Source organism: Rhodococcus sp. ENV425 (assembly GCF_002887785.1).
GTDB classification, from domain to species: domain Bacteria; phylum Actinomycetota; class Actinomycetes; order Mycobacteriales; family Mycobacteriaceae; genus Rhodococcus; species Rhodococcus aetherivorans.
In genome coordinates this window covers 30,746-42,303 of record NZ_PCZU01000241.1, presented here as the reverse complement: position 1 = coordinate 42,303, position 11,558 = coordinate 30,746, and the positions used below count along the sequence as shown (strand labels likewise).

Sequence of the window (11,558 nt, the reverse complement as noted above, 5' to 3'; positions counted from 1 at the left end):
CGCGCGGTGGCGGTGCACCTCGGGTCGGATGCCCCGCCGATCCTCACCGCCATCGACCGGCGCACGGTGTGGGCCTGGCTGCCGTTCGATCGGCACCGGCCGACGATCGACACGGCAGCACTCGATTCCGTCGTCCGATCCCATCCCGCCGGCCGCCTCGCGCTGGGCCTGCCCGGCTCCGGCCTCGCCGGTTTCCGGCGCTCGCACGAACAGGCCGAGGCCGCGTATTCGATCGCGGTGGCCCAGGCCACGTGCACCCGGCGGGTCATCGGGTTCGGGGATCGCGGCGTCGCCGTGGTGTCGCTGCTCGCCCGCAACCTCGACGCCGCTCGGGCGTGGGTGGGCGAGATTCTGGGCCCGCTCGCCGACGACACCGAGCAGGCCGCGATGCTGCGGGTCACGCTCGGCACCTACTTCGCCACCGGTGAGAGCCACCTGCACACCGCCGAACGGCTGAACCTGCACCGCAACACCGTCAAGTACCGGATCAACAAGGCCCTCGGCGACCCGACCCGCGCGCCCGCGGTGCACGACAAGCTGGACATCGCGCTGGCGTTGCAGGCGTGCGAATTCCTCGGGGAGGCGGTGTTGCGCTGACGCGCCGGGTATCCCGACTGTGACAACATCGGCACGGTCGGTCGATTCCAGGAGGCACCGTATGAGCATGCCCGGCGTGAAGGCACTCGTCTTCGACGTGTTCGGCAGTGTGGTGGATTGGCGCACCAGCATCGCGCGCGCGGCGGCACCGTTCCTGGCTCGTCACGGGAGCAGTGTCGAACCCGCGGAGTTCGCGGATGCCTGGCGCGCGCGCTACCAACCGGCCATGCAGGCGGTACGCGAGGGCAGGCGGCCCTTCGTGCGTCTCGACGTGCTGCACCGGGAGAACCTGGACGACGCCCTGCGCCGCTTCGGCATCGACCCGGCGGGCATACCGGGGCACGAACTCGATCAGCTCAACCGTGCCTGGCACGAACTGGATCCGTGGCCGGACGCCGTCGAGGGGCTCACGCGGCTGAAGCAGCGCTTCGTCGTCGCGCCGCTGTCGAACGGCAACGTCAGCATGATGGTCGATATCGCCAAGCGCGCGGGTCTGCCCTGGGATGCCATCCTCGGTGCGGAGGTCGCCCGGGCCTACAAACCCATGCCCGAGGCCTATCTGCGCACGGCAGACATCCTGGGCCTGGAGCCGGGCGAGGTGTGCATGTGCGCCGCCCACAACGAGGACCTGGCGGCCGCGCGCGCCTGCGGCCTGAAGACCGCGTTCTTCGCGCGACCCACCGAACACGGCCCGGCCCAGGCCACGGACCTGCACGCCGAACACGACTGGGACGTGATCGCCGACGACCTCGTCGACCTCGCGCGCCGCCTCGACGCCTGACGGCGCCCGTGCGCGCTTCTGGTAGCGGCTACTACCAGAAGCGCGCACGGGGTCAGGCGCCGATCAGGCCGTCGGACTTCCAGGCCGCGACGACGGCCGGGCGCGGCTGCGAGGTGCCGCCGTCGGGCCAGTGCGACGACGGGGCGTCCCACGTGGCGTCGTCGGTCTCGCCCGGGTGCTGCACGAACACCACGACGCGGTTCTCCTGCACGATCGGCCCGCACGTCTCCGCGCCGACGGGGACGGTGAGGAACTGCCGGGTCTCGCCGCGGCGCGGACCGTCGAGCACGACGCTGAACAGCCCGTCGTTGGACTTCAGCGCGTTGCCGTCGGTGGAGATCCACAGGTTGCCGTGCGGGTCGAACGCCAGGTTGTCCGGGCACGAGATCGGGCTGACCTGAGCCTTGTCGAAGCCGCCGAAGTAGGTGTCGGCGGCCTCCGGGTCGCCGCAGACCAGCAGCAGGTTCCACGTGAACGACGTGCCCGCGTGGTCGTCGTCGAGTTCGAGCACCTGCCCGTTCTTGTTGTTGTTGCGGGGGTTCGCCACGTCGGCCGCGGCCTTGCCCTCCTCGCCGCGCTTGGAGTTGTTGGTCAGCGCCACGTAGATCTTGCCGGTGACCGGGTTCGGTTCGAAGTCCTCGGGCCGGTCCATCTTGGTGGCCCCGACCTTGTCCGCGGCCAGACGGGTGAACACGGCGACCTCCTCGGCGGTCATGCCGTCGACCAGGGACTCGCCGCGGCCGTCCTCGGCGGTGCGCAGCAGCGGGATCCACTCCCCCGTGCCGGTGAACGTGCCGGAGGCGGGAAGCGTACCGCTGCCGTCGATCTCGTCCGGCGCATCACCGGTCAGCTTGGCCACGTACAGGGTTCCGGCGTCGAGCAGCGTCATGTTGTGCCGCATCGCGGCCTGCGACGTGCCGCTCTGCATCGTCCGGGAGGAGACGAACTTGTACATGTAGTCGAAGCGTTCGTCGTCGCCGCTGTAGGAGACGACGGTGCCGTCGCCGGTGACGTGGATCGTCGCGGCCTCGTGCTTGAACCGGCCGAGCGCGGTGTGCTTGACCGGCACGGACGTCGCGTCCCACGGGTTCACCTCGACGACCCAGCCGAACCGGTTGACCTCGTTGGGGGTAGCGACGATGTCGAAGCGCGGGTCGAAGCGCTCCCACAGCCGTTCCGAGGCGCCGCCCTCGAGGCCGTACCGGGCCAGTCGCTCGGCGGCCACGGGATCGGTGACGTTCTCGGCGTTCGCGAAGTACTGGTTGAAGTTCTCCTCGCCGGAGAGCACCGTGCCCCACGGGGTGAGCCCGCCGGCGCAGTTGTTCAGGGTGCCGAGCACGCGGGTTCCGGTCGGGTCGGCGGCGGTCTTGACCAGGTCGCTTCCGGCGGCGGGGCCGGTGAGGGCGAACTCGGTCAGGCCGGTGATCCGGCGGTTGTACGGGCCGAATTCGGGTGTGAGGCGCCCGGATCCGGCCTCGCCCTTGACCTGCACGACGGACAGCCCGTGGTTGGCCCAGCCGATGCGCACCTGCTCCTCGGTGGGGTTCTCGGCGTCGTAGCCGGCGAACATGAACGGCTCGGACGTGTACTCGTGGTTGACCACCAGCAGGTAGGTGTTCGGCACGCCGTCGACGGGCAGCAGCCCGGCGAAGTCGTTGTTGTAACCGAACTGCTTCTCCTGCGCGGCCGCGGTCTGGTTGCCGATGTCGAAGGCCGGCGCGTCGGGCAGCACCGGGTCACCCCAGCGGATCACGACGGCCTGGTCGTAGCCCTCGGGGACGGTCACGGCGTCGTCGGTGTTCGGCGCGACGGCGGTGAAGTCGGTGCCGGTGGGCACGGGGCCGAGGTCCGCCGGGCCCGCCGTCGTGGCGCCGCCGGTGCTGCCCGCGTCGTCGGAACACGCGGCGAGCACGCCGCCCGCACCGACCGCGAGAACCGCCATCGCTCCGCCGCGCAGCACGCCGCGCCGGGTCAGGGCGGTGCGCACGATGTCGCCGAAGTACTCGCCCCCGGAGGTGTTGGGCACCGCGTGGGAACACGCGTTGCCGCACTTGTAGCGGCAGGTGACGGCGGCGCGCGACGATGTGCCGTCGTGCGTGACGATCAGCGGCAGGGGCTTCGGACTCACAGGTACTCCCTCGTCGAATCGGTTCAACGCGGGCACCGTAGGAGACCGAAACCAGGTAAAGGGAACGAGAAGGTGAACGGGCGGTGAGCCCGCCCCTCGGCACATCCGCGCCCCGCCCGGTCGGCCGCGACATCGGACTGCTGTCGCGACCGACCGGGAATCGTGCGGATGCGGAACCCCCACCGAGGAGCGATCAGTCGTCGGCGATTCCGGTTCCGCTGAGCGCGGGGACGGTCTGCTCGGGGCGGCGCAGCGACAGTGCGGCCGTCTTGAACTGGACCAGCTTGTCGACGACGGTCTGCCCCTCGGGGGTGTGGCCCCAGATGCTGATGCCGCGGTGCGTGGTCGGCTCCCAGGTGGATTCGTCGACCACGATGGGGTTCCAGCCGACCTCCCACTCGAACCCGGACGGTGTGCGAGCGTAGTAGGACAGCTCGCGATCGTTTGTATGCTGGCCGACGCCGAGGGCCATGTCGAAGCCGAGTTCCTTGACACGCTGGTAGGACCGGGTCATGTCGTCGAGCTCGGTGACCTGGATGTTCAGGTGCTGGATCCGGGTGCGGACCGGGTCGACGGGAAGACCGCGCACCGCGGCGATCGCCACCGAGTGGTGGCGTTCGTTGACGCGCAGGAAGCGGATCTTGAGTTTGGCACCGCTGATGGTTTCGTCGATGTAGTCGGACAGCCGGGCGTCGAAGACGGTGCCGTAGTAGCCGTGCAGCGTGTGCGGCCGGGTCGAGGTGATCGCGACGTGTCCCATTCCCGATGCGCCGGTGACGAATCCGGCGTTGCTCATCGCCAGCGGCGTGGTGGTGGTGCGGGCACGGGTGAAGATCTCCTGGTCGATGCCCTTCGGCCCGGGGAAACGCAGCAGACGTTCGACGCCGCGCAGGGCCGCCTCCTCGTCGGTGCCTTCGGTGACCGGGACGCCGCGGTCGCGCACCCGGGCGACGATCCGGTCGAACGATCCGTGATCGTCGATCTCCCAGCCCAGGGCGGTGACGTCCTCCGCGTCGCCGCGTTGCAGCAGGAACCGGCATTCGTGGTCGTCGAGCCGAAATCGCATGGCCTGGGCGGAAAGCCGGTCGGCGTGCAGGCCGATCGCGTCGCGGCCGAAGCGGTGCCAGTCGGCGAACTTGTTCGTCTCGATGACGACGTAACCGAGGTGGACGGAGCCGAACAGCGAGTCCGCGGTGGTCATCGGGTGCTCCCGGTGAGGAAGGCCGTGGTGACGGCGTTGAAGAAGTCGGCGCGTTCCCACTGCACCCAGTGGCCGGTGTTCGCGGCGAGCAGCAGGTCGCAGTTGGGCATGGTGTGTGCCAGCATGCGGCCACCACTCGGACGATTGACCTTGTCGTCGGCGCCCCAGATCACCAGCGTGGGGGTGGCGAGCCGGCGCAGTCGCCGGTCGCGGGTGAAGTCCATGCCCCACAGCGTGCGCAGGGCGCCGGGCCCGGAGGGACGGCGCAGCGGCGGATCGGCCACCACGGCCGGATCGATGCTCGACCGGTAGCGTTCGTCGATCACCTCGTCGGGTACGGTGGCCCCGTCGAAGACCAGGTACTTGCGAATGAAGCCTTCGAGCTTGTCGCGTGAGGGACCGTCGCCGGTGTAGTACGACAGCAGCGATTGCAGGCCGGGAGTGGGCAGCCCGCGCGTGGTGCCGATGCCACCGGGGCCCATGAGCACCATCTTCTCGACCCGTTCCGGGGTGTCGAGAGCCAGGCGGAGGGCGCAGGCACCGCCGTAGGAGTTGCCGACCAGGTGGGCACGGCCGAGGTTCAGGGCGTCGAGCAGTCCGCGGATGTTGTCGGCGAGGTAGCCGAACGGATCGGACCGGTCGACGCCCTTGCTCGAGCGTCCGTAACCGGGCAGGTCCGGCACGATCACCCGGAACTTCCGGGCGAGCTCGTCGATGTTGCGGGAATAGTTGGACACCCCGGAGGCGCCGGGCCCGCCGCCGTGCAGCAGCAGTACCGCCGGCCCTTCTCCGGTTTCGGCGAAGAAGATGTCCTTGCCGGCGACGGTCACGGTGCGTTCGGTCAGCGCTGTGCGGGTCATGCGAGGGTCTCCGTTTCCTCGGAAAGGCGAATGGATGGGGCGGCTTTCATTCCCGGCGGGGGCGGCGCCAGGTTGGTGTCGGGTCCGGCGGCGGCGTAGACGACCCCGTCCGGCCGCAGGGCCAGGACGGTGGCACCCTTGGCGCGCATCCACCGGATCAGGGTGCCGTTCGTGTCGACGACGGTGTCGGCGGCCGGGGCGGCGCCGGGACCGGCCAGGCGCACGGTCGGTACGCCGGCGGTGCGCCAGCCGGGCCACGAGTCCGGCGAGCCGACATGCAGGATCGTCCATCGCCCACCGAGCACGTCGTCGAGGCGTTCGAGGCTGCCCTTCTCGTCCAGCACCCACGGCTGCGGTACGAGCCATCCCACCGCCGCCGACGCGACCGCCTTCGGGCCGGCCAGCAGGCCTCGGGGGTAGAAGGCGTCCGGGATCCACCGATTGTCGCGTAGCCATTCGGGAATCCCCGGTACCCGCATGGCAATCCGGAAGAACCGATCACGCACGGCCGCGAGTACAGGGTGCCGCTGGGTGATGAGCCGGCCCACCTTGACCGCGCGGTCGGTCACCTCCCGCACATGGGGCAGGCGTTCCAGTTGATAGCTGTCGAGGATCGATTCGGGCAGGGTGCCGTCGAGCACTGCGGCGAGCTTCCAGCACAGGTTTGCCACGTCGCGCACCCCGGCGGACATGCCCTGGCCGATCCACGGCGGCATCGCGTGGGCGGCGTCGCCGGCGAGGAAGACCCGGCCGACGCGCCAGCGGTCGGCGAAGCGCACGTGGTGGCTGTAGACGACTGCGCGGAGAATCTTCACCTGCGTGTCGGTGATGCCCTGGTTGTTGAGTACGCGCCAGATCGCTGCGTCGGTGACCAGTTCGTCCTCGTCCTCGTCGTCGCGGACCGGGAATTCCCACCGGTGGTGTCCGAGCGGTGTCGGGCAGTCCACGGTCGGACGGTCGGGGTTGCAGTGGAACCGGAGCCGATCGTGGCCCGGCCACTCCTGCAGCACCTTCGTATCGATGACCACCCACCGTTCGGCGTAGGTCCGGCCCTCGTAGCCGATCCCGAGCTGAGCACGGGTGGGGCTCGCGCCACCGTCGGCGGCGATCACGTAGGACGCACGCACGCGTTCGAAGGCGTCGTTCCGTAGGTCGGCCAGCATCAGCTCGACCCCGGTCGCGTCCTGGAGGACCCGCAGGCACTCGTGCTCGAGCAGGACATCCACGTTGGGGAATCGTTCGACCCCGCCGCGCAGCACCTTCTCGAGTGCGGGCTGGTAGATGAACTGCTGAGGCGGGTGACCGGATCCGTGGGACACCGGTGCGATCTCCGTGAACGGTGCGCCGTTCGCGTCGACGAAGGTAGCGGCGTTGCCGGCGAGCATGTCCTCCTGCAGGCGGTCCGCCAGGCCGACCTGCTGCCAGATTCGCAGCACCTCCTCGTCGGTGGAGATTGCCCTCGCCCTGCCGTAGATATCCGGATTGCGCTCGATCACAAGCACTTTCAATCCGATCTGGCCGAGGATGTTCGCGGCGGTCACGCCGGTGGGGCCGTAGCCGATGACGGCGACGTCGTAGTGCGGGATGTCGGTCACGTCGAGACCTCTCGTCGAGCGGGGAAGGGTGTCGATCGGCGGGGTGGAATCCGGCCGCCGAAGATCAGGGATTGTTCCTGTAGTGGTCACTACAGTAAGCTGGCGTGCAGTGTGAGTCAATACACACCGTCGCAACCTGAGGAGCGCTCGTGGACGAGCAGAAGAGGACCCGGCAGCGCCGCGCGAACGGCGAGGAGTCCCGTCGCCGGATTCTGGACGCCGCCGTGGAGGTCGCCGCCGAGCGCGGCTACGAGGGCACCAGCATTGCGCTGGTGAGCAAGAAGTGCGGTCTGCCCGCGAGCTCGATCTACTGGCATTTCAAGGACAAGGACGAGCTGATCGCCGCGGTGATCGAGCGCAGTTTCGACACCTGGCTGTCCGGGTGGACCGTACCGGACGGCGACAACCCACGCGAACGCATCGTGGCCCTGGCGATGCAGGTCGCGAAGACGCTGTTGGATTCACCGGACTTCCTGCGGCTGGGGCTGATGCTCACCCTCGAGCGGCGCCCGGTCGAACCGAGCGCCCGCACAATGTTCTTGCAGGTGCGTGAGCAAGCACGCCTCCGCCTCGTCGACGCAATCCGCGACCTCGCGCCCGGCCTGTCGGACGGCTCGGTCGCCCTGCTGACCACGTACGCGATGGCCGGCGCCGACGGGCTGTTCATCGCCAAGGAGATCGGCGGCGACAGCGTCGATCTCGTCGCCCTGTTCGAACTACACGCCCATTCGCTCTACGACGCGGCGCAGCGGTTGAGCACTTCCGAAGGAGGCTGACCTCGCGCACCGCGCCGGTGCGTCCTTTGGGCGGCTGGGGCAACCCGAAGGACGCACCGGCCGCGGAGCGGCCTACAGCACCTGCGACAGGAACTGCTGCAGTCGTTCGGTCTTCGGGGCGTCGAACAGTTCGTCGGGGGGACCGGTTTCCACGACCGCGCCGTGGTCCATGAACACCACCGTGTCCGACGCCGAGCGGGCGAAGCCCATCTCGTGGGTGACGACCACCATCGTCATGCCGCCGGACGCGAGATCGGCCATCAGGGCGAGGACCCCCTTGACCAGCTCCGGGTCGAGCGCCGAGGTGGCCTCGTCGAAGAACATCACCTGCGGGGCCATCGCGAGCGCGCGGGCGATCGCGACGCGCTGCTGCTGCCCGCCGGACAGGTTGCCGGGACGGGAGTCGGCCTTGTGCTTCAGGCCGACGAGATCGAGTTGTTCGAGGGCGAGCGCGCGGGCCTGCTCCTTCGACAGCCCCTTGAGCTTGCGGGGGCCGAGCGCGATGTTCTCGGCCACCGTCTTGTGCGGGAAGAGGTTGAAGTGCTGGAACACCATCCCGATCCGCTGCCGCAGCTCGTCGGGGTTGTCCTTCAGCACCGAGCGGTCGTCGAGGAGGATGTCGCCGGCGTCGGGTTCGTGCAGCCGGTTGAGCACGCGCAGCAGGGTCGACTTGCCCGAGCCGGACGGGCCGATGACGGTGACGGTCTTGCCGGCGTCGACGTGGATGTCGACGCCGCGCAGCACCTTGTTGGTGCCGAAGGCCAGGTGCAGTCCGGTCCCGGTGAGGGACACGCTGTCCCGGATGGTGGTCGGCATCGGTCAGCCCCTCTCCACGACGAGTTCCTGCTCGAGCGGGTCGAGGGTGGCCTCGGGCCGGCCGGTGCGCAGGCGGTGGTCGATGTAGTTCACGAGATGAGTCAACGGCACGGTGAGGATGAGGTAGAACAGGCCCGCCGCGACGAGCGGCGAGAGGTTGCCGGTCTGCGCGTTCAGGTCGCGGCCGACGGCGAACAGTTCGCGCTGGGTGGCCAGCAGACCGAGGAAGTAGATGAGCGACGAGTCCTTGATGAGCGAGATGAACTGGTTCATCAGCGCGGGCAGCACGCGCCGCACGCCCTGCGGGATCACCACCAGTGTCAGCGCCCGGCGGTAGCTGAAGCCCAGGGCCCGGGCCGCCTCCATCTGCCCCGGTTCGACCGACTGGATGCCGGAGCGGAAGATCTCCCCGATGTATGCGGCCGCGAGCAGCGCCAGCGCCGCCGCGCCCAGCCAGTACGGGTTGTTGCCCGTGGCGCCCTGCACCACCGGGCCGAGGCCGAGGCCGACGAGCAGGATGATCACCACCGCGGGCAGGCCGCGGAAGATGTCGGTGTAGACGCGGGCGGGCCAGCGCAGCCAGCGGGTGCGCGATATCCCCGCCATGGCGAGCAGCATGCCGAGGACCGTGCCGGCGAGCCCGGAGGTCAGCGCCAGGATCAGGGTGTTCGGCAGACCGGTCTTCAGCAGATCCGGGAAGGCGTGCCGGTACAGCTCCCACGAGAAGAACGTCTCGCGCAGCTGTTCGAGCGTGGACTTCGGGGCCGTGGCCGCCGGCTCCTCGCCGCTGGCGGTGTTTTCGGCGGCCAGCGCCGCGAAGTCCGGCAGGTCGGGTTCCGGCGCGGCCTTGCTGCCGGGCTTCCAGCCCTCGGGCAGTTCCCGGGGGACCCATTCGGTGTAGAGCTCGGCCCAGGTGCCGTCGGCGATCACGGCGTCGAGCCCGGAGTTGAGCGCGTCGATCAGCGCCTGGTTCTCCCGGGACACGGCCCAGCCGACGTAGTTGTTGAGGCTGAACGTGTTCTGCACGATCGACGTCGGATCACCCGGCGCGATCGCGCCCTCGGCCTGCTGCGACGGCGCCACCCACGCGTCGATCTGGCCGGTCTTCAGGTTCGCGTACGCGGTGTTGTAGTCCGGGAACTTCACCGGATCGAGACCGAGGGTGTTGACGACGTAGTCGTCCTGGACGGTTCCCTGCACGACCCCGATGCGGGTGGACGCGTTCAGGTCCCCGAAGCCGCGGATGGGACTGCCGTTCTGCACGACCAGCGAGAAGTAGCCGAAGTCGTAGCCGTTGGTGAAGCCGACCAGCCGGCGACGTTCGTCCGTGGTGGTGATCGACGACGAGCCGACGTCGAAGCGCCGGCCGGCCACCTGGGCGAGCAGGCCCGCGAACTCGGTGCCGACGAACTCCACGCGGAGACCGAGTTTCTCGGCGATGGCCTTCAGCAGTTCGTTGTCGTAGCCGGTGAACTCGCCCTGGGAGTTCACGCAGATGCTCGGTGGCGCGTCGGAGAGCGTGCCTACGGTGAGCACACCGGGGGTGATGAGGTTCAGCCCGGAAACGTCGATCGACTCGAGCGGCACCACGCCCGGGGTGGTGTAGCGGTCCTCCGCGGCGGCGGCCGACGTGTCGAGATTGGTCGGTGCGGCGGAGGCCCCGCCGACCCCGGGCGGGGAACACAGGTCCTGGGGAGCCGACGGTCGACCACCGCCTGAGGAACAGGCCGTCGCAGTCAGCGCCAGGAGCACCGCCAGGAGTAGCGCCGCCACGGTGCTCCGTTTCGCCATCACGGATTCGGGCATGGTGGGAGCCTAATCCGAATCGCGCCGTCCGACGGATGTGCCGGGGCGGGTCAGCCGCCGGTGGGTTCGATCGAGACGGTGGAGGCCCGCAGCCGCTCCCTGCAGTGACTGCACGTCAGTGCGGGTGCGAAGGTGTGGCCGCAGAGGCGGTGACGCAGGACGATCGCCGGTCCCTCCGGTGCGCGGAACCAGCGCAGCCCCCAGTCGATCATGCAGGCGACGACGGGGAAGAACGCCCGCCCCTTGTCGGTGAGGTGGTAGGTCACCCACGCCGGGCGGTCGGGATTGGGCAGTTCCTGCAGGACGCCCAGCTCGGTGAAGCGCCGGAGCCGGTCGGCCACCACCGTCGGAGGTGCCCCCATGCGCTCGGCGAACTGCCCGTAGCGGGTGGCGCCGAGGAACGCCGCCCCGAGCAGCGCCGCCGACCACCGGTCGCCGAGCAGTTCCATCGTGTGCGGCAGGATCTCCGGCGCGCGAGCACGGCCGGACCGTCGGCGACCGGTCGCGGCCGGCACGCTGCGCGGCCACTGTCCGCTGGGGCCGAGCTGCGCGTCCACGTCGGGTGCGCCGGCGGGCCGGTCGCAGTGGCCGCAGACGAGCACCGGTGTGAACCGGGCGCCGCAGACCGCGTGCCGCCTGGCCGGGAGCTGTCCCCGGTGATCGGGCGCCCACTGCTGTTCCCACGCCCACATGGTGAGCAGAACCGGCCACACGCCGTGGCCGCGGGCCGTCAACCGGTACTCGTGCCGAGCCGGCCGCTCCTGGTACTGCACCCGCTCGAGGAGTTCCGCGTCGGTGAGGCGGGCCAGGCGCGCGGTCAGCACCGCGTTGGAGATCTCCCCCCGCTCGATCCAGTCCCGGTAGCGGCGGTCGCCCTGCAACGCGTACCGCAGAATCCACAGGTTCCACTCGTCGCCGAGGATGCCGAGGGTGACCGCGATCGCGTTGTCACCGCCCGGCTCGAGTTCGGTGACCGTGCCGGAACCTGCCATCGACAG

Annotated in this window: 10 protein-coding genes; 3 read left to right on the top strand and 7 right to left on the bottom strand. The window is 69.7% G+C overall.

What is annotated here, in order from left to right; genetic code table 11:
- Together CQZ88_RS31470 and CQZ88_RS21005 are read left to right on the top strand one after the other, a co-directional pair.
- Positions 1-597 (top strand): CdaR family transcriptional regulator (locus CQZ88_RS31470; RefSeq protein ID WP_258008703.1); only part of this gene is annotated, 597 nt, incomplete at its 5' end.
- A gap of 61 nt (positions 598-658) precedes the next feature.
- Positions 659-1,378, top strand: a complete 720-nt coding sequence (locus CQZ88_RS21005; RefSeq protein WP_006932183.1) for a haloacid dehalogenase type II — start codon at positions 659-661, stop codon at positions 1,376-1,378.
- 52 nt (positions 1,379-1,430) lie between these two features.
- On the opposite strand, the gene CQZ88_RS21000 is transcribed toward CQZ88_RS21005, so the two are convergent.
- The 4 genes from CQZ88_RS21000 to CQZ88_RS20985 form a co-directional block, all read right to left on the bottom strand.
- Positions 1,431-3,506 carry a PhoX family phosphatase gene (locus CQZ88_RS21000; RefSeq protein WP_102800239.1) on the bottom strand — a complete coding sequence of 692 codons (2,076 nt, stop codon included), beginning with the start codon at positions 3,504-3,506 and terminating at the stop codon, positions 1,431-1,433.
- Positions 3,507-3,699: 193 nt separating this feature from the next.
- The gene (locus tag CQZ88_RS20995) at positions 3,700-4,707 is read right to left on the bottom strand and encodes a VOC family protein (RefSeq protein ID WP_029546735.1); all 1,008 of its coding nucleotides are present in this window, start codon (positions 4,705-4,707) and stop codon (positions 3,700-3,702) included.
- The gene (locus tag CQZ88_RS20990) at positions 4,704-5,567 is read right to left on the bottom strand and encodes an alpha/beta fold hydrolase (RefSeq protein ID WP_072636715.1); all 864 of its coding nucleotides are present in this window, start codon (positions 5,565-5,567) and stop codon (positions 4,704-4,706) included. The genes CQZ88_RS20995 and CQZ88_RS20990 overlap by 4 nt, the downstream gene beginning before the upstream one ends.
- Positions 5,564-7,162, bottom strand: coding sequence for a bifunctional 3-(3-hydroxy-phenyl)propionate/3-hydroxycinnamic acid hydroxylase (locus tag CQZ88_RS20985; protein WP_102800238.1), 1,599 nt, complete (start codon positions 7,160-7,162; stop codon positions 5,564-5,566). The genes CQZ88_RS20990 and CQZ88_RS20985 overlap by 4 nt, the downstream gene beginning before the upstream one ends.
- A gap of 149 nt (positions 7,163-7,311) precedes the next feature.
- Here CQZ88_RS20985 and CQZ88_RS20980 point away from each other — a divergent pair, with 149 nt between their 5' ends.
- Positions 7,312-7,938, top strand: a complete 627-nt coding sequence (locus CQZ88_RS20980; RefSeq protein WP_029546733.1) for a TetR/AcrR family transcriptional regulator — start codon at positions 7,312-7,314, stop codon at positions 7,936-7,938.
- A gap of 72 nt (positions 7,939-8,010) precedes the next feature.
- Here the strand turns inward: CQZ88_RS20980 and CQZ88_RS20975 are convergent, their stop codons facing one another.
- The 3 genes from CQZ88_RS20975 to CQZ88_RS20965 are packed head-to-tail and all read right to left on the bottom strand — an operon-like array spanning position 8,011 to position 11,552.
- Positions 8,011-8,754: an amino acid ABC transporter ATP-binding protein gene (locus tag CQZ88_RS20975; RefSeq protein WP_065923277.1), complete on the bottom strand. Its 744-nt coding sequence runs from the start codon at positions 8,752-8,754 to the stop codon at positions 8,011-8,013.
- A gap of 3 nt (positions 8,755-8,757) precedes the next feature.
- On the bottom strand, positions 8,758-10,560 hold the full coding sequence (locus CQZ88_RS20970; RefSeq protein ID WP_050036180.1) for an ABC transporter substrate-binding protein/permease: 1,803 nt from the start codon (positions 10,558-10,560) through the stop codon (positions 8,758-8,760).
- 50 nt (positions 10,561-10,610) lie between these two features.
- Positions 10,611-11,552, bottom strand: a complete 942-nt coding sequence (locus tag CQZ88_RS20965; protein ID WP_029546731.1) for a helix-turn-helix domain-containing protein — start codon at positions 11,550-11,552, stop codon at positions 10,611-10,613.
- Between the last annotated feature and the right edge of the window lie 6 nt (positions 11,553-11,558).